Below are 21,460 nucleotides of genomic sequence, written 5' to 3'. Positions count from 1 at the left end.
GTCGAAAAAGTTTTATCGACCCGCCGCCGAACTGGCCTTTTGCCTGAAATGCGTGGGACGGGGAGCAATGCCGGCGTTTCGCCGGTCCTAACGGAACGGGCCGGCGTATTCGCGCTGGCGAGTCCATGGGCCAGCCTGCACACTGACGGGCTGAGCGAGGCGCGCTGCCGCGCCTGCCCGACAACCGACGCGGCGAAAAGGAGTTGTGCATGACGCGCGGCCGAAAGATCCTGACCTGGAGCCTCGCCAGCCTGGTCCTGCTGCTGGCGGCGTTGGTGGTGTTCATCGCCACCTTCGACTGGAACCTGATCAAGCCCACCCTCAACGAAAAGGTCTCGGCGGCGCTGAACCGCCCGTTCGCCATCAACGGCAACCTCGCCGTGGCCTGGCGCCGCGAGGAGGGCGAGGAAGGCTGGCGCGCCTGGATCCCCTGGCCGCGCTTCAGCGCCGAGGACATCACCCTCGGCAACCCGGAGTGGGCGGCGGGCAAGACCAAGGCGAGCGAGTTCGCCAGCCTGGAACGCATCGAATTCCGCCTCGCGCCGTTGCCGTTGCTCTGGCAGACCATCCGCATTCCACAGATCAAGCTGACCCAGCCGCGCGCCGAGCTCCTGCGCCTGGCCGACGGCCGCGCCAATTGGGATTTCGACCTGCCTGCCAGCGACAGCGACGAGCCGTCCGCCTGGCAACTGGACATCCGCGAGATCGGTTTCGACAAGGGTAGCGTCAGCCTCGACGACCAGCGTTTGAAGACCCGTCTGGAAGTGCTGGTCGACCCGCTCGGCAAGCCGGTGCCGTTCGGTCAGTTGGCCGGCAAGGCGCTGGCCACGGGCGATGCGGCGAACGCCCAGGACTATGTGTTCGGCTGGAAGGTCAAGGGCACCTACAAGGGCCAGGCTCTGGCCGGCTCGGGCAAGGTCGGCGGGATGCTGGCGTTGCAGGATGCGAGCAAGCCCTTCCCGCTACAGGCCGAGGTCAGTGCCGGCAGCACCCGTGCCGCGGTGGTCGGCACCCTGACCGACCCGCTCAACCTCGGCGCCCTCGACCTGCGCCTGAAGCTGTCCGGGACCAGCATGGCCAATCTCTATCCGCTGACCGGCATCACCCTGCCGGACACTCCGGCCTACTCCACCGACGGACACCTGCTGGCGCGGCTCAAGGAGGAGGGCGGCGCACTGTTCCGCTACGAGAACTTCAACGGCAAGGTCGGCGCCAGCGACCTGCACGGCAGCCTGACCTTCGTCGCTCGCCAGCCTAGGCCGAAGCTGTCCGGCAAGCTGACCTCCGAGCAACTGCGCTTCGCCGACCTCGGCCCGCTGATCGGCGCCGACAGCAATGCCGAAAAACAGAAGCGCGGGCAGACCAGCCGCCAGCCGGGCGACAAGGTGCTGCCGGTGGAGGAATTCCGTACCGAGCGCTGGCGCGACATGGACGCCGACGTGGAATTCACCGGCAAGCGTATCGTCCACAGCGACCAGTTGCCGATCAGCGACCTCTATACCCATCTGGTGCTCAACGACGGCCTGCTGCGCCTGGAGCCCCTGCGCTTCGGCGTGGCCGGCGGCAAGCTGGAGTCGGACATCCGCCTGGACGGCGGCAAGCAGCCGATGCAGAGCCGAGTGAAGATGAGCGCGCGGGGTTTCAAGCTGAAGCAGTTGTTCCCCGGCTTCGCGCCGATGCAGACCAGCTTCGGCGAGCTGAACGGCGACGCCAGTCTCAGCGGCAGTGGCAATTCGGTGGCGAAGATCCTCGGCGGCGCCGATGGCGAATTGAAGATGCTGATCAACGACGGTGCGATCAGCAAGGGCCTGACCGAAATCGCCGGCCTCAATGTCGGAAACTACCTGGTGACCAAGCTGTTCGGCGACGACGAGGTGAAGATCAACTGCGCGGCCGCCGACTTCGGCCTGCAGAAGGGCCTGATGACCAGCCGGCTGTTCGTCTTCGACACCGAGAACGCGCTGGTCAACGTCGACGGCACGGTGAACTTCGCCAACGAGAAGCTCGATCTCGATGTCACCCCGCACAGCAAGGGCTTGCGGATCTTCTCGCTGCGCTCGCCGCTGTACGTGCGCGGCACCTTCGCCAAGCCCGACGCCGGGGTCCATGCCGGGCCGCTGGTGGCGCGCGGCGCGGGAATGATCGCCCTCGGCGTGACGGTGGGCCCGGCGGCCAGCCTGCTGGCGCTGGTGGCGCCGAGCAAAAGCGACGACAACCAGTGCACCGCGCTGCTGCAGCGCATGCGCTTGCCAGCCAAGGTGCCGGCCGGCAAGCGCTGATTCAGTAGATGGGGATATACAGGTCGACTTGCGAGTTCGGATCCAGCGGTCCGCGGAAACGCTGGTCGTAGTATTCGAAGTCGACCCCCGCCTTGGGCTCCAGGCCGCGTTCGGCGAGCAGGTGGCTGTAGATCGCCTGGAAGCTCTCGGCGATCTGCGGCGCCGTGCCCTTGTGGGTGAACACCGCGTACTTCTGCGCCGGCACCTGGAAGCGCACCATGCCCTCCGGCACCGGCCAGCCCTCCTGCACCTCGAAGCCGGCGACGTAGTGGAATTCGCCGTTGGGCTGCTGCGCGCAGATGCCATAGGAGACCTCGGGATCGTGCTTGCCGGCGATCTCGTGCTCGCGCGGGATGAAGCGTTCCCAGAGCTGGCCGATGGTGTCGCCGGGGGCGCTGCCGAAGTATTCCATGCCCACCACGCTGAAGGCGGGACGTTCGACGATTCGTGCATGCATGTTGCGGATCCTCCAGTGGGCGAGCGTCGCCAGGGTTCGGTCGAGTTCCGCCAGCAGGCGCTGGCGGGCGCTGATCTCTTCGCGCAGGGTGTGCTGGTGTCGTTGCAGGAAATGCCGCAGGCGTTGCGGGTCGTCCAGCGCGCCATCGCGTTTCAGGCGGTCGATGGCTTCCAGCGGAACGTCCAGCCGGCGCAGCGCGAGTATGCGCGAGAGCTGCTCGATCTGTTCCGGCTGGTAGTAGCGGTAGCCGTTGTCGCTACCGGTGCGCGCGGGGACGAACAGGCCGATGGCATCGTAGTGGCGAAGCGTCTTGGTGGAGATCTCGAAGATTCGCGCCAGTTGGCCGATGGTGAGCATTTCCGGTTCCTGCTGCGGGATACCGGCAGACTACGGATTGCCCCTGGGGCAAGGTCAAGGGGTTTGTGCCGGTGCGCACTTTCTCTGAACGTCCGCCGTCGCCTCCCGGTCCCAACAGTGAACCCATCGCAAAGGGAGATATCCCCATGCCCCGTGGCGACAAGAGCAAGTACAGCGACAAGCAGCAGCGCAAGGCCGAGCACATCGAGGAGAGCTACAAGGCCAAGGGTGTGAGCGAATCGGAAGCCGAGGCGCGCGCCTGGGCGACGGTGAACAAGCAGTCCGGCGGCGGCGAGCGCAAGGGCGGTTCCGGCCGCGCCAAGAGCGAGACGGCCAAGCGCGCCGACCGCAAGGACTCGGCCCATCGCGCCGCCCAGGCCCGCTCAGGGAGACCGGCCAACCGCGGCTCGGCGAGCCGTGGCAAACGTCAAGGCAGCACCTCGGTGAGCGAGATGACCCGCGAGGAATTGATGCAGCTGGCGCGCAAGCGCGACATCCGCGGTCGTTCGACGATGCGCAAGGCCGAACTGATCGAGGCCCTGTCCCGGGCCTGAACGCAGACGCCCCGCCTCCGTAAGGAAGCGGGGCGTCGAGCCGTCAGGGGCGGGCGTCGCGCTCGTGGCGGTCCAGCTCGGAGCAGCTCAGGAAGCCCGAGCCGTCGACCTTGCCGCTGCCGTCGAAACTGACGTAGAACGGCTGCTGCTGGCCGTCCTTGTTGAGGATGTAGCTGTTGCAGCTCCCCGGTTTCATCAGGCGCTTCTGGGTGCCGGAAGGCGTGCCGCCGATGCGCAGGACTTCCTGCTGGCTCATGCCTTTCTCGACATCCTTGACCAGCGGTTCGTTGCGGAAGGTGATGTAGTTGACCGGGTTCTGCACCTTGGTCGACGCGCAGCCGGCCAGGGTTGCCATCACGAACAGTGCCGCCAGTGACTGCTTGTACATGCTGTGACTCCTTGTGGTTGAGCGGTGCTTGCCAACATTGGAACGCAGGCCCTCGCGCAGAGTTCGCCCGGAATCGCGGCGGATTGCCTCAGACCTTCTCCAGGGCCCGGTGCGGCAAGGGGGGCAACTGGATATCGATGGCGTCGCCGGGGCGAACCTCGCCGTCTTCCAGGACGATCGCCATCACCCCGGCCTTGCGAATCAGGTTGCCCTGTTCGTCGCGGCCGAGCACGGCGGCGGTCAGTCCGGGCTGGTAGTTGTCCAGCTGCGAGCAGGGATTGCGCAGGCCGGTCAGCTCGACCAGGGCGCTTTCCCCCAGGCGCAGGCGGGTGCCGGTGGGCAGGCCGAGCAGGTCGACGCCACGGGTGGTGATGTTCTCGCCCATGGTCCCCGGGCCGATGGCGAAGCCGCTGGCGCGTAGCTCGTCGTGCAGTTCCTCGTGGATCAGGTGGACCTGGCGCAGGTTCGGCTGGGTCGGGTCCTGCCGCACCCGCGAGCGGTGCTTCACGGTGACGCCGTGGTGGGCGTCGCCCTCGACGCCGAGGCCTTTCAGGAGGCGGATGGCGGGACGCACCTGCTTGCTGAACGCGTGGGTGGCGCAGAGGCTCACCGCGATGACCTGTTGCATGGAACTCCTCCTCGTGCGAGGCGTCAGTCTAGCCGCGAAACATGACGCTTGTCGCAAGCGCACAGGACGCGTTCCCAGCCCCTGCAAAGCCCGCCGCAGTCGCTAGACTTCAGCGCACCTGCATGCGAACGTGCAGCCCTTCAAGGAGAGTTCGATGAATATCCTGCGTATCCCGATGTTCGTATTGGCCATGGCCGTCTCGGCCCATGGTTTCGCTGCCACCGCGCAGCAGGAGAAGATGACCGCCTGCAACGCCGAGGCCACCACCAAGGCGCTCAAGGGCGACGAACGCAAGGCGTTCATGAGCGGCTGCCTGAAGGCCGGCGCGCCTGCCGGCGGCAAGGCCACCGCCCAGCAGGAGAAGATGAAGAGCTGCAACGCCGACGCCAGTGCCAAGTCGCTCAAGGGCGACGAACGCAAGGCGTTCATGAGCACCTGCCTGAAGAAGTGAGTCCCGCCCTCGTCGGGCTCGGTGTGGCGGCGGATAGCGCCTGTGGCGTTATCCGCCCTGCGGACGGGTGTGGCGTGGTCTTGGCGTAGGGCGAATAACCGCTCGCGGTTATCCGCCATGGCGGGCCCGGTGTGACCTTATCCCCCTATAGGGCAGGGGCGCGGCCAGGGCGGCTCAGCCGTAGCGCTTCTTCGCCTCGATGGCCAGGCCGCTGCCGATGCTGCCGAACAGGTTGCCCTCGACATGACTGGCGTTGGGCAGCATCGCCGAGACGCTCCGGCGCAGCGCCGGAATGCCGCTCGAACCGCCGGTGAAGAACACCGTGTCGACCCGGTCCGGGTCGACCCCCGCCGAGGCCAGCAGTTGCGCGACGCTGTTGCGCACGCGCTCCAGCAGTCCGTCGACGGCGTTCTCGAACAGCCCACGGGTCAGCTCCACGCCGAGCCCGGGCTCGATGCGCTCCAGCGAGAGGTGCAGGCGCTCGGTTTCGGTCAGGCGGATCTTGCTGTCTTCCACCTGCATTGCCAGCCAGTGCCCGGCGCGTTCCTCGATGAGCCTGAAGAGGCGGTCGATGCCGGTGCTGTCGACGATGTCGTAGCGCATGTTCTTCAGCGCCAATTGCGACTTCTGCGCGTACACCGCGTTGATGGTGTGCCAGGTGGCCAGGTTCAGGTGGTAGCTGGTGGGCATGAAGGCGTCGCTCTTCATCCGGCTGCCGTAGCCGAACAGCGGCATCACGCCTTCCAGGCTGAGCTGCTTGTCGAAGTCGGTACCGCCGATGTGCACGCCGCCGGTGGCCAGGATGTCGTCCTGGCGCTCGGCCAGGTTGCGCCGCTCCGGCGCCAGGCGCACCAGGGAGAAGTCCGAGGTGCCGCCGCCGATGTCGACGATCAGGACCAGTTCCTCGCGCTGGATGCCGCGCTCGTAGTCGAAGGCCGCGGCGATCGGTTCGTACTGGAAGGAAACCTCCTTGAAGCCGAGCTTGTTGGCCACCTGCACCAGGGTGTCCTGGGCCTCGCGGTCGGCCTCCGGGTCGTCGTCGACGAAGAACACCGGGCGACCCAGCACCACCGCGTCGAAGGCTTGCCCGGCGGCGGCCTCGCCGCGCGCCTTGAGCTGGCCGATGAACAGGCCGAGCAGGTCCTTGAACGGCAGGGCGCTGCCGAGCACGGTGGTCTCGCTCTTCAGCAGCTTGGAGCCCAGCAGGCTCTTCAGCGAGCGCATCAGCCGGCCCTCGTAGCCCTCCAGGTACTCGCCGAGCGCCTGGCGGCCGTAGACCGGGCGGCGCTCCTCGACGTTGAAGAACACCACCGAGGGCAGGGTGATCTTGCCGTCCTCCAGCTCGATCAGCGGTTCGACCTCCGGCCGCCACCAGCCGACGGTGGAGTTGGAGGTGCCAAAATCGATGCCCAGGGCGCGGGCGGCGGTGCTCGGGTTCATGGCGCGAAACGGTCCGGGAAAAAAACGGCCGCGCAGTGTATGCGAGAGCGTCGCGGATTTCACCGCCGGCGATCGGCAGGAAGCGTCCTGGTACGTCCGTGCGGGCCGCCCCGACCTTTGTATACGGATTTGCCAAGGGGCCTGCGCATGGTGCTATGTTGGCGCTGCTTTCCCACTCCGTCTTGCCGTGTTGTCCTGGATTTCGCCATGCATAGAGCCTCACACCATGAGTTGCGTGCGATGTTTCGCGCGCTGTTGGACTCCTCCCGTTGCTACCACACCGCTTCCGTGTTCGATCCCATGTCGGCGCGTATCGCCGCCGACCTCGGCTTCGAGTGCGGCATCCTCGGCGGTTCGGTGGCTTCCCTGCAGGTCCTGGCGGCGCCGGACTTCGCCCTGATCACCCTCAGCGAATTCGTCGAGCAGGCCACCCGCATCGGCCGGGTGGCGCGCCTGCCGGTGATCGCCGACGCCGACCACGGCTACGGCAACGCGCTGAACGTGATGCGTACGGTGGTCGAACTGGAGCGCGCCGGAATCGCCGCGCTGACCATCGAGGACACCCTGCTGCCGGCGCAGTTCGGGCGCAAGTCCACCGACCTGATCTGCGTCGAGGAAGGCGTCGGCAAGATCCGCGCGGCCCTGGAGGCGAGGGTCGACCCGGCGTTGACCATCATTGCCCGGACCAACGCCGAACTGATCGACGTCGATGCGGTGATCCAGCGCACCCTGGCCTACCAGGAAGCCGGCGCCGATGGTATCTGCCTGGTCGGCGTGCGCGACTTCGCCCACCTCGAGGCGATCGCCGAGCACCTGCACATCCCGCTGATGCTGGTCACCTACGGTAATCCGCAACTGCGCGACGACGCCCGCCTGGCGCGGCTCGGCGTGCGTGTCGTGGTCAACGGCCACGCCGCCTATTTCGCCGCGATCAAGGCGACCTACGACTGCCTGCGCGAGGAGCGCGGTGCGGTGGCCTCGGACCTGACCGCCTCGGAGCTGTCGAAGAAGTACACCTTCCCCGAGGAATACCAGGCCTGGGCCCGCGACTACATGGAAGTCAAAGAGTAGGCGACCTCAGGCCAGGCCCATGTTGCGCTGCCGCGCCTGCAGGTCGGCGGCGCCCGCCAATGCGCAGAAGGTCGCAGGGCGACAGTCTGGTTCAGGATCGCCCGGAGCGCTCGCGTCGCTTGCGTTCGCGGTAGGCGGCCTGGTTGGCCAGGCGCCGCTGCGCCGAACCGGGGCGGTTGGCCGACTGGGCGCGGTACAGGCGCTGGGCGTAGACCAGTTCCATGTAGCGTTGCATCGCCCGGCTGTTGAACAGCAGCCAGGCACAGGCGCCGCCGCCGAGGGCCACCAGGCCCGACGTCTCGCCGCTGGCCAGGCGCAGCAGGAGCCCGGTGCCGACCAGCAGCAGGCTGGCGTCGCGGGCCAGGCGCGGGCCGAGGCTGGCGCCACGGGAGAGCAGGGCGATCAGCCACAGCCAGGCCGCCAGCAGCGGCAGGGCGGAGAGCCAGCCCAGCGGCCGCAAAGGAGCCTCCGGCAATGCCAGGCGCAGCGCGGCAAGACCCAGCGGCGCGGCACCGAGCAGCAGCGCCAGGCTGCCGAGCAGCGGTGCGTAGAGACCGGGATGACGGCGCGGATACAGGCCGTGCAGTTGCCGGACGCTATAGCGGTCCTCCGGCGCCGGCAGAGCGAACGGATCGCCGGCGAGCGCGGCGTCGAGCTGGCGGCCCTGGTCGATCAGGTGGGCGAGGCGGCGGAACGGTCCCATCATGCGGTGTACCTTCAGGCTTGGCTGGCGATTGTGCCACGCCAGGCCGATGGTCGCGCCGCCCTTGCAAAGCCGCGGGCGAACGCCCATATCTGGAGGTTCCAGGGTTTCAGCCAGAGGAGTCAGTCATGGCCAGCGGGTGGGCGAACGACGGTGCGGTGCAGGAACAGATCGACAGCACGATCGAGGATGCCATCGCTCGTGCGCGCAGCCAGTTGCCTCGTGGCGAGAGCCTGACCCATTGCGAAGAGTGCGACGCGACTATCCCCGAGGCGCGGCGCCGGGCGATTCCCGGCGTGCGCCTGTGCGTCAACTGCCAGGCCGAGCACGACAGGGAACAGGCGAAGTTCAGCGGCTACAACCGCCGCGGCAGCAAGGACAGCCAGTTGCGCTGAAGGCCTGCCTCAGTTTTCCCGATAGCGTTCCTTCACCCATTGCTCCACCGGCGACAGGGTGCGCATTCCCACGCCCAGCGGATCGTCCATGTCATGCTGGCTGGAGGCGGTCCAGCGCGGGTCGATGAAGGACCAGGCCAGGCCCGCCGGGCCCTGGTCGCGGTAGGTGCCGAAAACGTCGTTGAGGCCCAGCGGCTCCGCGTTGCGCAGCCATTGCCCGTTGAAGCTGTCGCCGTTGATGGTGCGGTCCGAGATCCAGCGACCGTCGTCGTAATGGAAAGCCATCACTCGCCAGCGATGCTCGCACCAGTGGCAGGCGTCGTCGTCGACGTAGAAGGCTTCGACGAAGATTTTCTTCCCGCCGATGTCGAGGAAGGTCGAGTAATCGTCGGTATGGCGCGGGGCCAGGCTCAGTCGGCTGCCGTCGCCGAGGTCGATGAAGCGATCGGGGGCGTAGGGCGAGCGCGGCGAAAGGCTCATCAGGACCCTGGCGTAGTCGTCCCGCTGCGGCGGGTCGGCGACCAGTGCCTGGCGCTCCGCGGCGGTCAGCGCGAAGCGCTCGCTGCCTCGGCCGACCACGTCTTCCAGCTGACGCTGGTCGCGCGGCAAGGTGCCGTCGAGGCCGGCGTACAGGTTGACCGCCTGGATGAACTGGGCGACGTCGATGTCGAGCATTTCCGGATAGCCGGAATGGGCGGTCAGCGCGCCGTCCTTCAGGTCGTAGATCACCGACCAGCGCGTCCCTCCCGAACCGCCGGCGTAGGACAGGTAGCCCAGGCGCAGTTCGTCGCGGCCGTCGCCGTCGTAGTCGGCGACTTCCAGTTGGCTGAGGCTGAACAGCTGGGGGAAGGCATAATCGGTTTCGAACTGCTCGCGCGGTTTCCGCTTCGCGTCCGGATCGAAGGGGACCAACTGGATCTTCCGGTATTCCCGGAGGCTCAGCTCGACCATGTTCTTCTGGATATCCAGGAACGGGGAGAGGTTGAGCAGCGAGGAGAGGAGGCCGGGTTCGGCGATGTAGAACACCTTCACCAGCGGCAGGTTGGTCCGTCCCTGGTTCCGCTCCAGGCGCTCGATGACCTGGTCGTCCATGGCGAAGGCCTTGCCGACGAAGCGCCGATTGCCGTAGGCGACCAGGAATTTCTCGCCGAAGCCGAGCAGGTCGGCGCCCTTGATCTCCACCTCGTAGTCCGCCGGAAAGCGCGCGAGGATGGCTTGGCGCAGCATCACGTCCTTCTTGCTGATGGGAATCTCGCCGTACTGGTAGAGCTGGTAGGTCCAGTAGAGGAAGTAGCTCACCACGACGATGGCCGTTGCCTGGAAGGCCTTGGCCAGATACGGGGTGGAAGCGTTGCGGGACGATTGGCGGGAGGACATGGACGGACTGCCGGCGGCTACGGGTAGGCGCCATTGTCGCCGCTAGCGCCGGCAAGCCAAGCTGTCCGAACGGAGCGGTCGACGTCCCGGCGTGGCGCCGGGACCCGTCGCGTGGGAATCAGAACAGGAAATAGCGCTGCGCCATCGGCAGCACGTCCGCCGGTTCGCACCAGAGCAACTGGCCGTCGGCGCGTACCTGGTAGTTCTGTGCGTCGACCTCGATGGTCGGCAGGTAGCCGTTGTGGATCAGGTCGGTCTTCTGCACACCGCGACAGCCGCTGACCACGCCGATGGCCTTGCGCAGGCCGAGCTGCTGCGGTACGCCGGCGGCGAAGGCGGCCTGGCTGACGAAGGTCAGGCTGGTCGCGTGACGGCTGCCGGCGTAGCTGGCGAACATCGGTCGGTAGTGCACCGGCTGCGGCGTGGGGATCGAGCCGTTGATGTCGCCCATCAGGCTGGCGGCGATGGCCCCGCCCTTGAGGATCAGGCTCGGCTTGACGCCGAAGAAGGCCGGGCGCCAGAGCACCAGGTCGGCCCACTTGCCGGCTTCGACGGAGCCCACTTCATGGCTGATGCCGTGGGTGATCGCCGGGTTGATGGTGTACTTGGCGATGTAGCGCCTGGCGCGGAAGTTGTCGTTGCGCGCACCGTCGCCGTCGAGGCGGCCGCGCTGGCGCTTCATCTTGTCGGCGGTCTGCCAGGTGCGCGTGATCACTTCGCCGACCCGGCCCATGGCCTGGCTGTCGGAGCTGATCATGCTGAACGCGCCGAGGTCGTGGAGGATGTCCTCGGCGGCGATGGTCTCGCGGCGGATGCGCGACTCGGCGAAGGCCACGTCCTCGGCGATGGCCGGGTCGAGGTGGTGGCAGACCATCAGCATGTCCAGGTGCTCGTCGATGGTATTGCGGGTGAACGGCCGTGTCGGGTTGGTCGAGCTGGGCAGCACGTTGGCGAAGCCGCAGGCCTTGATGATGTCCGGTGCGTGGCCGCCGCCGGCGCCCTCGGTGTGGTAGGTGTGGATGGTGCGGCCCTTGAAGGCGCCGAGGGTGGTCTCGACGAAGCCGGATTCGTTGAGGGTGTCGGTGTGGATCGCCACCTGGATGTCGTGGCGCTCGGCGACCTCCAGGCAGTTGTCGATCGCCGCCGGGGTGCTGCCCCAGTCCTCGTGCAGCTTCAGGCCGATGGCGCCGGCGAGCACCTGCTCCTCCAGCGGCAGCGGCAGGCTGGCGTTGCCCTTGCCGGTGAAGCCGATGTTCATCGGGAAGGCGTCGGCGGCCTGGAGCATCCGCGCCATGTGCCAGGGACCGGAGGTGCAGGTGGTGGCGTTGGTCCCGGCGGCGGGGCCGGTGCCGCCGCCGATCATGGTGGTGACCCCGCTCATCAGCGCCTCTTCGATCTGCTGCGGGCAGATGAAGTGGATGTGCGTGTCGATGCCGCCGGCGGTGAGGATCATGCCCTCGCCGGCGATCACCTCGGTGCCGGCGCCGATGGCGATGTTCACCCCGGGCTGGATGTCCGGGTTGCCGGCCTTGCCGATGGCCTGGATGCGCCCGTCCTTGAGACCGACGTCGGCCTTGACCACGCCCCAGTGGTCGAGGATCAGCGCATTGGTGATCACCGTGTCGACCACCTGCGCCGCGCCCAGCTGGCTCTGGCCCATGCCGTCGCGGATGACCTTGCCGCCGCCGAACTTCACTTCCTCGCCATAGACGGTGAAGTCCCGTTCCACCTCGATCCACAGGTCGGTGTCGGCCAGGCGCACGCGGTCGCCGACGGTGGGGCCGAACATGTCGGCGTAGGCTTGTCTGCTGATTTTCATCGAACGCTCCTTTGGCGATCGTCGGTGTTCGCTGTCTTTGGTCGAACCTGGCCAGTGGGGCCCTAGAGGTCCCCCATCACCCGCCCGGCAAAGCCGTATACCCGCCGTCCGCCGCCGATTTCCACCAGCTCCACCTCGCGGCTCTGCCCCGGTTCGAAGCGCACCGCGGTGCCGGCGGCGATGTTCAGGCGCATGCCACGGGTGGCCGGACGGTCGAAGGCGAGGGCGTCGTTGACCTCGAAGAAGTGGTAGTGCGAGCCGACCTGGATCGGCCGGTCGCCGGTGTTCGCCACGCTCAGGGCGAGGGTGCGGCGGCCGGCGTTGAGTTCGATATCGCCGGGCTGGATGTCGTATTCACCGGGGATCATGGGGGCTCCTTGGGGCTCAGGGCGCGCTGCGCGTCGGGTCGAGGTTCAGTTGCATGAAGGTCAGGTCGAGCCAGCGGCCGAACTTCTGGCCCACCTGCGGCATCTGCCCGCTGATCTCGAAGCCGAGGCGCCGGTGCAGGCCGATCGAGGCGGCATTGCCGCTTTCGATGGCGGCCACCATGACGTGCAGGCCCTGGGCCCGCGCACGTTCGATCAGCGCCAGCAGCAGTTGCACGCCGAGGCCTTTGCCGCGCTGGTCGTCGCGCACGTAGACGGAGTGCTCGACGGTGCCGCGGAAGCCCTCGAAGGGTCGCCAGTCGCCGTAGGAGGCGTAGCCGAGCACTTCGCCGGCGGCGTCGCTTGCCACCAGGATCGGGTAGCCCTGGCGGGCGCGGGTGTCGAACCAGGCCTGGCGGTTGGCCAGGTCCACCGGGGTTTCGTTCCAGATCGCCGTGGTATTGCCCACGGCGTCGTTGTAGATGGCGAGGATGCCGGGCAGGTCGGCGACGCCGGCGTCGCGGATCGAAGCGCTCATGGCCGGCCTCAGGCGATGGGCTGGTGGACGGTCACCAGCTTGGTGCCGTCGGGGAAGGTGGCCTCCACCTGGATGTCCGGGATCATCTCCGGCACGCCCTCCATCACCTGCTCGCGGTTCAGCAGGGTGGTGCCGTAGTGCATCAGCTCGGCGACGCTGCGGCCGTCGCGCGCGCCCTCCAGCAGGGCGGCGGAGATCAGCGCCACCGCCTCCGGGTAGTTCAGCTTGAGACCGCGTGCCAGCCGGCGCTCGGCGAGCAGGCCGGCGGTGAAGATCAGCAGCTTGTCTTTCTCGCGAGGGGACAAGTCCATCTCAGGTACTCCAGATGCGTGGGGGAACGGCCTCGCGGCCGAGCAGCGCCGGCCGCAGCAGGCGCCAGAGTTCGATCAGCCAGGCACGCGCGTGCAGCGCCTCGTCGGCCAGGCAGCGCGCCACCAGCAGGCCGCCGGGCAACTGGCTGAGGTTGCCGCGGCCGGCGCAGGGGAGCGCGCGGCAGCGTTGCAGCAGGTCGGTGTCGATCTCGCCGCTGGCGACCAGGGTCGCCAGCACCGGATGCCCGGCGAGGCCGATCGGCGAGTCGAGCAGGCGGTCGCCGCCGTCGATGCGCTGGCGCTCGTGCCAGAGCAGGCGGTCGTCGCGACGGATGTCCAGGGCCGCGACGAAGTGGCCGCTGACGAAGCGCTCGCCGCTGGCCGGGCGGCCTAGCGCGACCATGTCCCAGTAGAACAGGCGGGCGTCGCCGCGCAGCTGGATACGGGTTTCCAGTTCGGCCTGGGCGCCGGCGAAGACGATGCTTTCCTGCGGCAGCCATTCCAGGGTGGCGCCGGGCTCCAGGTGGATCTCCAGGGTCTGCCGCGACGGGCAGGCGGCGCGGTACCACTTGGCCGCGCCGGGGCTGGTGAGCTGGGCCCAGGCGCGTTCGCCGAGGCGCACGTCGAAGGCCAGGCTGTCGCCGCCGGCGATGCCGCCGGGCGGATGCACGAGGATGTGCTGGCAGACTTCCGGGCCTTCGGCGTAGAGGTGCTTCTGCACCCGCAGCGGTCCGGCGTGGCGCCGCGTCACCGGGCGGGTGGCGTCGCCGGCGCGGGCGTAGGCCAGCTCCAGTTGGGCGTGCCAGGCGGGGTGGAAGCTCAGGTCGGGGAGGGCGGCGGTCATCGGTCGGGTCAGGCCAGGGCCTTGCGCATGAACACGCGGCGGAATCCCTCTTCCTGGCGGCGTTCGTATTCGAGGTAGCCGACCCTGGCGTAGAGCTCGATGTTTTCCGTCATCCGCTCATTGGTGTAGAGGTACAGCGAGCGGTAGCCGAGGCTCGTTGCGTCGCGCTCGGCACGCTCCAGCAGTTGTCGGCCGATGCCCTGGCCCTTGCATTCGGGAAGCACGGCGAGGTTGTCGACGAGGAAGCCGTCGGCGGTTTCCCGCGTCACCAGCAGGCCGACCGGCTGGCCGTCGTGCTCGGCGATGAGGACCCGGTCGCTGGCGATCACCTCGTGGTAGTCCTGGGTCATCGGCCAGGGCTTGCGGCCGATCACCGCGATCCACGGGGCATAGGCGGCGGCGACGCAGAGCGCGGCGAAGCCCGCGTCGGCCTGGACGGCCGGGCGCAGAGTGACGGTCATTTCGACCTCCTGCGGAAAGACGAGGGCATAGAGATTGCCAGCGCAGGCCCCGGTTGCGCCAGCGGCAGTGTGTCCCAGTCCGTTCAAATCGCCACCAGCCCGCGCACGCCCTCGCTCTCCATGTCGCGGCCGCGGCCCTGCTGGACGATCTCGCCGCGCGCCATCACCAGGTATTGGTCGGCCAGTTCGGCGGCGAAGTCGTAGAACTGCTCGACCAGCAGGATCGCCATGTCGCCGCGCGCCGCCAGGCTGCGGACGACCGCGCCGATCTCCTTGATCACCGAAGGCTGGATGCCTTCCGTGGGTTCGTCGAGGATCAGCAGTCGCGGCTGGCTGGCCAGGGCGCGGCCGATCGCCAGTTGCTGCTGCTGGCCGCCGGAGAGGTCGCCGCCGCGGCGCTGTTTCATTTCGCGCAGGACCGGGAACAGCTCGTAGATGAAGTCCGGCACCGCCCGGGCGTCCCTGGCGCTGAAACGGGACAGTCCCATCAGCAGGTTCTCTTCCACCGTCAGCCGGGGGAAGATTTCCCGTCCCTGCGGCACGTAGGCGATCCCGGCGCGGACCCGCTGGTGCGGCCTGAGTCCGGTGAGCGAACGGCCTTCCCAGGCGACCTGGCCCTCGCGGGCCGGGACCAGGCCCATCAGGCAGCGCAGCAGGGTGGTCTTGCCCACCCCGTTGCGACCGAGCAGGCAGGTCACCTCGCCCACCTTCGCCTCGAAGCTCAGGCCACGGAGGATATGGCTACCGCCGTAGTACTGGTGGAGCTTGTCGACTTGCAGCATGGTTCTCTTCCATTTGTCCCGTGATGGTTCTTCACTGCGATTCCCAACCTGGCTCGGCGGATAACCGCGAGCGGTCATTCGCCTTACGCGACGGGCGCCACTTGGCAGGCGCTACCCGCCGAGCGGATGGCTGGCGTCAGCGACCGAGGTAGACCTCGATCACCTGTTCGTCGGCCTGTACCTCCGCCAGCGAGCCTTCGGCCAGCACGCGGCCCTGGTGCAGCACGGTGACATGGTCGGCGATGCTGCCGACGAAACCCATGTCGTGCTCCACCACCATCAGCGAGTGCTTGCGCGCCAGGGACTTGAACAGCTCGGCGGTGAATTCGGTCTCGGCATCGGTCATGCCCGCCACCGGCTCGTCGAGCAGCAGCAACTGCGGTTCCTGCACCAGCAGCATGCCGATCTCGAGGAACTGCTTCTGGCCGTGGGACAGCAAACCCGCCGGACGCTGCCGCGACTCCAGCAGGCGGATGGTGGCGAGCACCTCCTCGATGCGTTCCCTCTGCGTGCCGTCGAGCCGCGCGCGCAGGCTGGCCCACACCGACTTGTCGGCCCTCTGCGCCAGTTCGAGGTTCTCGAACACGCTCAGGGCCTCGAACACCGTAGGCTTCTGGAACTTGCGACCGATCCCGGCCTGGGCGATCTGCACCTCGCTCATGCGGGTCAGGTCGAGGGTGTCGCCGAAATACGCGGTACCGCTCTGCGGGCGGGTCTTGCCGGTGATCACGTCCATCAGGGTGGTCTTGCCGGCGCCGTTGGGGCCGATGATGCAGCGCAATTCGCCGACGCCGATGTACAGGGTCAGGTCGCGCAGGGCCTTGAAGCCGTCGAAGCTGACGTTGATGTCTTCCAGGCTGAGGATGGTGCCGTGGCGCGCGTCCAGCCGGCCGCTGGTGGCGGCGCCCAGGCCGATGGCGTCGCGGCCGCTGCCGGCGCTATCGAGGCCGGGGTGGAAGGCCGGTTCGAGCATCAGGTGCGGGGTGGTCCTCATTGCTCCTTCTCCTTGCGCAGCAGGCCGAGCAGGCCGCGCGGCAGGTACAGGGTGACGACGATGAACAGCGCGCCGAGGAAGAACAGCCAGTATTCCGGGAAGGCCACGGTGAACCAGCTCTTCGCGCCGTTCACCACGCCGGCGCCGAGCAGCGGGCCGAGCAGGGTGCCGCGTCCGCCGAGGGCGACCCAGACGGCGGCCTCGATGGAGTTGGTCGGCGACATCTCGCTGGGGTTGATGATCCCCACCTGCGGCACGAACAGCGCGCCGGCGAGGCCGCAGAGCACCGCGCTCAGGGTCCAGACGAAGAGCTTGTAGCCGCGCGGGTCGTAGCCGCAGAACATCAGGCGGTTCTCGGCGTCGCGCAGCGCGGTGAGGACCCGGCCGAACTTGCTTCGCGCCAGGCGCCAGCCGAGCAGCAGGCTGGCCGCGAGCAGCGCGACGGTGGCGAGGAACAGGGCGGCGCGGGTGCCCGGCGCGGTGATCGGGAAGCCGAGGATGCTGCGGAAGTCGGTGAAGCCGTTGTTGCCGCCGAAACCGGTCTCGTTGCGGAAGAACAGCAGCATGCCGGCGAAGGTCAGGGCCTGGGTCATGATCGAGAAGTACACGCCGCGGATCCGCGAGCGGAAGGCGAAGTAGCCGAAGGCGAAGGCCAGCGCGCCGGGCACCAGCACCACCAGGCACAGCGCCCAGAGGAAGTGCTGGGTGCCGGCCCAGTACCAGGGCAGTTCGTTCCAGGAAAGGAAGGTCATGAACGCCGGCAGGCTGTCGCCGGAGGCCTGGCGCATCAGGTACATGCCCATGGCGTAGCCGCCGAGGGCGAAGAACAGCCCGTGGCCGAGGGACAGCAGGCCGGCGTAGCCCCAGACCAGGTCGAGGGCGAGGGCGACGATGGCGTAGCAGAGGATCTTGCCGGTCAGGGTCAGGCTGTAGGCCGAAAGGTGCAGCGCGCTGTCCGCCGGCAGCAGGTGCAGCAGCGGCATGGCCAGCAGCGTGGCGAAGGCTGCGCCGAGCGCGATAGCGGTGACGCGGCCGCCGGCCCGGCGGGCGAGGGTGACGGTGAGTGGCTGGTTCAATCGATGACCCTCCCTTTCAGGGCGAACAGTCCCTGCGGGCGTTTCTGGATGAACAGGACGATCAGCGCGAGGATCAGGATCTTGCCCAGCACCGCGCCGATCTGCGGTTCGAGGATCTTGTTCGCCACGCCGAGGCCGAAGGCGGCGAGGACGCTGCCGGCGAGCTGGCCGACGCCGCCGAGCACCACCACCAGGAAGGAGTCGATGATGTAGCCCTGGCCGAGGTCCGGGCCGACGTTGCCGACCTGCGACAGGGCTACCCCGCCGAGCCCGGCGATGCCCGAGCCGAGACCGAAGGCGAGCATGTCCACGCGCCCTGTGGGCACCCCGCAGCAGGCCGCCATGTTGCGGTTCTGGGTCACCGCGCGGACGTTCAGGCCGAGCCGCGTACGGTTCAGCAGCAGCCAGGTGAGGAGCAGCACGAACAGGGCGAAGCCGATGATGACGATGCGGTTCCACGGCAGCACCAGGTTCGGCAGCACCTGGATGCCGCCGGACAGCCAGGCCGGGTTGGCTACCTCGACGTTCTGCGCGCCGAACAGCATCCGCACCAGTTGGATCAGCACCAGGCTGATGCCCCAGGTGGCGAGCAGGGTTTCCAGCGGCCGGCCGTAGAGATGGCGGATCACCGTGCGCTCCAGGGCCATGCCGATGGCGGCGCTGACGCAGAACGCCACCGGTAGCGCCAGCAACGGGTAGAGCGCCAGCCATTCCGGCGCCAGGCGCTGGAACAGCAGTTGCACCACGTAGGTGGAATAGGCGCCGAGCATGAGCATTTCGCCGTGGGCCATGTTGATCACCCCGAGCAGGCCGTAGGTGATCGCCAGGCCGAGCGCCGCGAGCAGCAGGATCGAGCCCAGCGACAGGCCACTGAAGGCCTGGCCGAGCAGGTCGCCGACCAGCAGTCGGCGCTTGACCTGGGCCAGGCTGGTGGCGGCGGCGATGCGCACGCCTTCCTCCGGTTCCACCGCCGGGTCGAGCAGGTTCTCCAGGCGGGTTCGCGCCAGCGGATCGCCGGACTCGCCGAGCAGGCGCACGGCGGAAAGGCGTAGCGCCGGGTCGGGATCGCCGAGTTGCAGGTTGGCCAGGGCCAGGCCGAGGGCTTCCTTCACGCCAGCGTCGCTCTCGATCCGCAGGCGCGCTTCGAGCAGCGGCCGTTGCGCGGCCTTGGCGGTTTTCTGCAACTGCTGCGCGGCGGCCTGCCGCAGCGGCACTTCGTTGGCCACCAACTGGTGGCTGGCCAGGGCGGTGTTGAGCAGGCCGCGCAGGCGATTGTTCAGGCGCAGCGGCTTCGGCTCGCCGTCCGGCAGGGCGTCGCCTTCGGCGGCCTGGAAACGCTGGTCGGCGCCGAGGATGAATGGCTGCTGGCGGCTGTCCAGCGCAATGCGGTTGTGGCGCAGCGCTTCGAGAAAGGCCAGGCGACCGGCGTCGGGCGTCGCCGCCCAGTGTTCGAGCAGGTGGGCGCGACCGCCGTTGTCGGCAGCGGCGAAGTCCTGCGCCGGTCCGGCGTAGGCCGTCACCGCGAGAAGGGCGGCCAGGACCAGGACACAGGCCTGGAGCGGGCGGGTGAGGAGGGCAAGGGGCATGCTGGGGTTCCTGGGCGACGTGCGGTATGGCCGGTCCCCCGCCCTCTCCCTGAAGGACGAGGGGGCCGTTAGGCGCGCGACCGGGGCGTTCCCGTTCCGTTCAGGGGAACGCCTGGTCAGGGGGGGCAGGGTTCTTCACGGCAGAACTCAGTTGCTCTTCAGCGCATGCTCCGGCTTCTTCTCGTTGCCCGGGATGAACGGGCTCCAGGGTTGCGCGCGAAGCGGCTCGGGGGTCTTCCAGACCACTTCGAACTGGCCGTCGTCCTGGATCTCGCCGATCATCACCGGCTTGTGCAGGTGGTGGTTGCTCTTGTCCATGACCAGCGTGTAGCCGGATGGCGCCTTGAAGCTTTGCCCGGCCATCGCCTCGCGAACCTTGTCGACCTCGGTGCTGCCGGCCTTTTCCACGGCCTGCGCCCACATGTGGATGCCGACGTAGGTGGCTTCCATGGGGTCGTTGGTCACCGCGGTGCCGTAGTTCGGCAGGTTCTTCGCCTTGGCGTAGGCTTTCCAGTCGGCGACGAACTTCTCGTTGACCGGATTGCTCACCGACTCGAAGTAGTTCCATGCCGCGAGGTTGCCGACCAGCGGCTTGGTGTCGATGCCGCGCAGTTCTTCCTCGCCTACGGAGAAGGCCACCACCGGTACCTCGGTGGCTTCCAGGCCCTGGTTGGCCAGTTCCTTGTAGAAGGGCACGTTGGAGTCGCCATTGACGGTGGAGACCACCGCGGTCTTGCCGCCTGCGGCGAACTTCTTGATGTCGGCGACGATGGTCTGGTAGTCGCTGTGGCCGAACGGCGTGTAGACCTCCTGGATGTCCTTGTCGTCCACGCCCTTGCTGTGCAGGAAGGCGCGCAGGATCTTGTTGGTGGTGCGCGGGTAGACATAGTCGGTGCCGAGCAGGAAGAAGCGCCTGGCGCCGCCGCCGTCCTCGCTCATCAGGTACTCCACCGCCGGGATCGCCTGCTGGTTCGGCGCCGCGCCGGTATAGAAGACGTTCGGCGAGAGTTCCTCGCCCTCGTACTGGACCGGGTAGAACAGCAATCCGTTGAGTTCCTCGAACACCGGCAACACCGATTTGCGCGACACCGAGGTCCAGCAACCGAAGACCACCGCGACCTTGTCCTGGGTCAGCAACTGGCGGGCCTTTTCCGCGAACAGCGGCCAGTTCGACGCGGGATCGACCACCACCGCCTCCAGCTTCCTGCCGTTGACCCCGCCCTTGGCGTTGATCTCGTCGATGGTCATCAGGGCCATGTCCTTCAGCGAGGTCTCGGAGATCGCCATGGTCCCGGACAGCGAGTGGAGGATGCCGACCTTGATGGTTTCGGCGGCCTGGATGGACCAGGACAGGCCCATGGAAGCGATGGACGCGGACAGCGTGAAGGCCTTGAGCAGACTGCGACGTTTCATTGGTGTTGTTCTCCATTCACCAGCGGTCGGGGCGGCAGTTTTCAGGAGGCGTCGTGCTTGTCGTCGGGCATCCGTCCGGTGGACGGCGGGGTGCGCACTGCGGCCTGGATCTCTTCGTCGAGGCTCCAGAGCAAAGGCTGTGCCTCTTCTTGGCGCTGGCCGGTATCGGTCGGCGAAAAGGCGCCGCGAGTCGCCGGGGAAGCATGCCGAGCAGGTCTGGCTATGCCGGGGAAGGCTGCGTTTTCAACGGGTTTTCGCCGGATATCGACGGAGAAGGCGCCGTGGGCTCCGGAAGGGGAGGCGTCGCGCTGACCTCCCTCCTTGCCGCCGGCGGCGCGTCCATGGGAACGCCGTCGCTCCGTCCTGGCACCACCGCGGTGCGTCAGGGCGCGGCATCCAGGGCGTCCGCCTCAGGCTGGTGCGCTCAGCCTGGGAACAGCGAACCCTTCAGGCCGGTGACGATGATCTGCGCCGCCAGTGCGCAGACGAACAGGCCCATCAGGCGACTGACGATCTGTAGCCCCTGGTCGCCAAGCAGGCGTTCGATGCGGTCGGAAAGATAGAGCGTGGTGCCGAGGGTCAGGCAGGCGAGGAAGATCGCCACCAGGGAGATCAGCTTGGCCTCCCAGCCCTGGCCGACGCCCATCACCAGCAGCGCGCCGATGGTGCCGGGGCCGACGGTGAGAGGAATGGTCAGCGGGACGATGGTCACGTCCTGCTGCACGTTGTCGCTCTGCACCGCCGCGCGACCCTGGGCCATGCCCAGCGCGGAGATGAACAGCACGCTGCCGGCGCCGATGCGGAAGGCGTCGGCGGTGATACCGAAGAGGATGAAGATGTAGCGGCCGAACAGGTACAGCGCGACGCTGGCGATCAGCGCCGCCAGGGCCACCCGCCAGGCCATGCGCTTGCGGTCGCGCGGGCCGAAGCCGCGGCTGAGGCTGATGAAGCAGGACAGCACGAAGAAGGGGCTATAGAGCACCAGCATCTTCAGGTAGACGCTGAACAGCAAATGCATGGAGGCGCTTCCGGTCCGGGTGTGGGCATGAGCATAGCGTGCGACGGGCCGGCGCGATGTCCGGCGGGTTGGCAATATGCCGGTTCGCGTGGCATGTGACAACGAGGCCGGGTGTCGGCGGATAACGCCGTTGGCGTCATGCGCCCTACGGGA

General features: G+C 67.9%; 23 protein-coding genes. 5 read left to right on the top strand and 18 right to left on the bottom strand.

The annotated features are described in order from the left end of the window. Positions 1 to 209: 209 nt before the first annotated feature. On the top strand, positions 210 to 2,279 hold the full coding sequence (locus tag HMPREF2716_RS27965; RefSeq protein WP_012614601.1) for an AsmA family protein: 2,070 nt from the start codon (positions 210 to 212) through the stop codon (positions 2,277 to 2,279). A 1-nt stretch (position 2,280) separates the two neighbouring features. On the opposite strand, the gene brlR is transcribed toward HMPREF2716_RS27965, so the two are convergent. Then, the gene (gene brlR, locus HMPREF2716_RS27960; protein WP_003095496.1) at positions 2,281 to 3,093 is read right to left on the bottom strand and encodes a c-di-GMP-binding multidrug transporter transcriptional regulator BrlR; all 813 of its coding nucleotides are present in this window, start codon (positions 3,091 to 3,093) and stop codon (positions 2,281 to 2,283) included. Between the two features lie 146 nt (positions 3,094 to 3,239). Between brlR and HMPREF2716_RS27955 the strand changes: the two genes are divergently transcribed. Then, positions 3,240 to 3,647 carry a Rho termination factor N-terminal domain-containing protein gene (locus HMPREF2716_RS27955; protein ID WP_003095492.1) on the top strand — a complete coding sequence of 136 codons (408 nt, stop codon included), beginning with the start codon at positions 3,240 to 3,242 and terminating at the stop codon, positions 3,645 to 3,647. A gap of 43 nt (positions 3,648 to 3,690) precedes the next feature. On the opposite strand, the gene osmE is transcribed toward HMPREF2716_RS27955, so the two are convergent. Then, positions 3,691 to 4,035, bottom strand: coding sequence for an osmotically-inducible lipoprotein OsmE (osmE, locus tag HMPREF2716_RS27950; protein WP_003095488.1), 345 nt, complete (start codon positions 4,033 to 4,035; stop codon positions 3,691 to 3,693). Positions 4,036 to 4,123: 88 nt separating this feature from the next. Then, complete coding sequence (locus HMPREF2716_RS27945) at positions 4,124 to 4,663, bottom strand: MOSC domain-containing protein (protein WP_003095483.1); 540 nt, start codon at positions 4,661 to 4,663, stop codon at positions 4,124 to 4,126. A gap of 154 nt (positions 4,664 to 4,817) precedes the next feature. On the opposite strand from HMPREF2716_RS27945, the gene HMPREF2716_RS27940 reads away from it, so the two are divergent. Beyond that, on the top strand, positions 4,818 to 5,114 hold the full coding sequence (locus HMPREF2716_RS27940) for a PsiF family protein (RefSeq protein ID WP_042929714.1): 297 nt from the start codon (positions 4,818 to 4,820) through the stop codon (positions 5,112 to 5,114). Positions 5,115 to 5,288: 174 nt separating this feature from the next. On the opposite strand, the gene HMPREF2716_RS27935 is transcribed toward HMPREF2716_RS27940, so the two are convergent. Beyond that, the gene (locus tag HMPREF2716_RS27935) at positions 5,289 to 6,554 is read right to left on the bottom strand and encodes an Hsp70 family protein (protein ID WP_016253953.1); all 1,266 of its coding nucleotides are present in this window, start codon (positions 6,552 to 6,554) and stop codon (positions 5,289 to 5,291) included. Positions 6,555 to 6,761: 207 nt separating this feature from the next. Here HMPREF2716_RS27935 and HMPREF2716_RS27930 point away from each other — a divergent pair, with 207 nt between their 5' ends. After that, a complete protein-coding gene (locus HMPREF2716_RS27930; protein WP_003121125.1) occupies positions 6,762 to 7,625 on the top strand; it encodes an isocitrate lyase/PEP mutase family protein in 864 nt (287 codons plus the stop codon). Between the two features lie 91 nt (positions 7,626 to 7,716). On the opposite strand, the gene HMPREF2716_RS27925 is transcribed toward HMPREF2716_RS27930, so the two are convergent. After that, the gene (locus HMPREF2716_RS27925) at positions 7,717 to 8,331 is read right to left on the bottom strand and encodes a hypothetical protein (RefSeq protein WP_010895687.1); all 615 of its coding nucleotides are present in this window, start codon (positions 8,329 to 8,331) and stop codon (positions 7,717 to 7,719) included. Positions 8,332 to 8,456: 125 nt separating this feature from the next. On the opposite strand from HMPREF2716_RS27925, the gene HMPREF2716_RS27920 reads away from it, so the two are divergent. Continuing rightward, complete coding sequence (locus tag HMPREF2716_RS27920) at positions 8,457 to 8,723, top strand: DksA/TraR family C4-type zinc finger protein (RefSeq protein WP_003099395.1); 267 nt, start codon at positions 8,457 to 8,459, stop codon at positions 8,721 to 8,723. Positions 8,724 to 8,732: 9 nt separating this feature from the next. On the opposite strand, the gene HMPREF2716_RS27915 is transcribed toward HMPREF2716_RS27920, so the two are convergent. The 13 genes from HMPREF2716_RS27915 to HMPREF2716_RS27855 all read right to left on the bottom strand — a co-directional run bounded on the left by HMPREF2716_RS27915 (position 8,733) and on the right by HMPREF2716_RS27855 (position 21,307). Beyond that, positions 8,733 to 10,100 carry a hypothetical protein gene (locus HMPREF2716_RS27915; protein ID WP_003457376.1) on the bottom strand — a complete coding sequence of 456 codons (1,368 nt, stop codon included), beginning with the start codon at positions 10,098 to 10,100 and terminating at the stop codon, positions 8,733 to 8,735. Between the two features lie 118 nt (positions 10,101 to 10,218). Continuing rightward, the gene (gene ureC / locus HMPREF2716_RS27910) at positions 10,219 to 11,919 is read right to left on the bottom strand and encodes an urease subunit alpha (RefSeq protein WP_003099392.1); all 1,701 of its coding nucleotides are present in this window, start codon (positions 11,917 to 11,919) and stop codon (positions 10,219 to 10,221) included. A 62-nt stretch (positions 11,920 to 11,981) separates the two neighbouring features. Further along, entirely contained in the window at positions 11,982 to 12,287 is a 306-nt protein-coding gene (locus HMPREF2716_RS27905) for an urease subunit beta (RefSeq protein ID WP_003095450.1), read from the bottom strand. Between the two features lie 16 nt (positions 12,288 to 12,303). Beyond that, positions 12,304 to 12,822 carry an L-methionine sulfoximine N-acetyltransferase gene (locus tag HMPREF2716_RS27900; RefSeq protein ID WP_003146239.1) on the bottom strand — a complete coding sequence of 173 codons (519 nt, stop codon included), beginning with the start codon at positions 12,820 to 12,822 and terminating at the stop codon, positions 12,304 to 12,306. Positions 12,823 to 12,830: 8 nt separating this feature from the next. After that, positions 12,831 to 13,133 carry an urease subunit gamma gene (locus tag HMPREF2716_RS27895; protein ID WP_003099389.1) on the bottom strand — a complete coding sequence of 101 codons (303 nt, stop codon included), beginning with the start codon at positions 13,131 to 13,133 and terminating at the stop codon, positions 12,831 to 12,833. 1 nt (position 13,134) lies between these two features. Further along, entirely contained in the window at positions 13,135 to 13,977 is an 843-nt protein-coding gene (locus HMPREF2716_RS27890) for an urease accessory protein UreD (protein ID WP_023518145.1), read from the bottom strand. Positions 13,978 to 13,985: 8 nt separating this feature from the next. Then, positions 13,986 to 14,438: a GNAT family N-acetyltransferase gene (locus HMPREF2716_RS27885; protein WP_003121119.1), complete on the bottom strand. Its 453-nt coding sequence runs from the start codon at positions 14,436 to 14,438 to the stop codon at positions 13,986 to 13,988. Positions 14,439 to 14,521: 83 nt separating this feature from the next. Further along, positions 14,522 to 15,220, bottom strand: a complete 699-nt coding sequence (gene urtE / locus HMPREF2716_RS27880; RefSeq protein ID WP_003112317.1) for an urea ABC transporter ATP-binding subunit UrtE — start codon at positions 15,218 to 15,220, stop codon at positions 14,522 to 14,524. A gap of 136 nt (positions 15,221 to 15,356) precedes the next feature. Then, positions 15,357 to 16,214, bottom strand: a complete 858-nt coding sequence (urtD, locus tag HMPREF2716_RS27875) for an urea ABC transporter ATP-binding protein UrtD (RefSeq protein ID WP_073650798.1) — start codon at positions 16,212 to 16,214, stop codon at positions 15,357 to 15,359. Continuing rightward, positions 16,211 to 17,290, bottom strand: coding sequence for an urea ABC transporter permease subunit UrtC (gene urtC / locus HMPREF2716_RS27870; RefSeq protein ID WP_003105139.1), 1,080 nt, complete (start codon positions 17,288 to 17,290; stop codon positions 16,211 to 16,213). The genes urtD and urtC overlap by 4 nt, the downstream gene beginning before the upstream one ends. Then, positions 17,287 to 18,876 carry an urea ABC transporter permease subunit UrtB gene (gene urtB, locus HMPREF2716_RS27865; RefSeq protein ID WP_010792251.1) on the bottom strand — a complete coding sequence of 530 codons (1,590 nt, stop codon included), beginning with the start codon at positions 18,874 to 18,876 and terminating at the stop codon, positions 17,287 to 17,289. The genes urtC and urtB overlap by 4 nt, the downstream gene beginning before the upstream one ends. 147 nt (positions 18,877 to 19,023) lie before the next feature. Next, positions 19,024 to 20,289 carry an urea ABC transporter substrate-binding protein gene (gene urtA / locus HMPREF2716_RS27860; RefSeq protein ID WP_003105144.1) on the bottom strand — a complete coding sequence of 422 codons (1,266 nt, stop codon included), beginning with the start codon at positions 20,287 to 20,289 and terminating at the stop codon, positions 19,024 to 19,026. 424 nt (positions 20,290 to 20,713) lie between these two features. Then, entirely contained in the window at positions 20,714 to 21,307 is a 594-nt protein-coding gene (locus tag HMPREF2716_RS27855; protein ID WP_003095417.1) for a MarC family protein, read from the bottom strand. Positions 21,308 to 21,460: the final 153 nt, after the last annotated feature.

This window comes from Pseudomonas sp. HMSC076A11 (assembly GCF_001810205.1).
Classification (GTDB): domain Bacteria; phylum Pseudomonadota; class Gammaproteobacteria; order Pseudomonadales; family Pseudomonadaceae; genus Pseudomonas; species Pseudomonas aeruginosa.
Note: the sequence above shows the minus strand (reverse complement) of the source record. Positions and strands in the feature narration are given on the sequence as shown.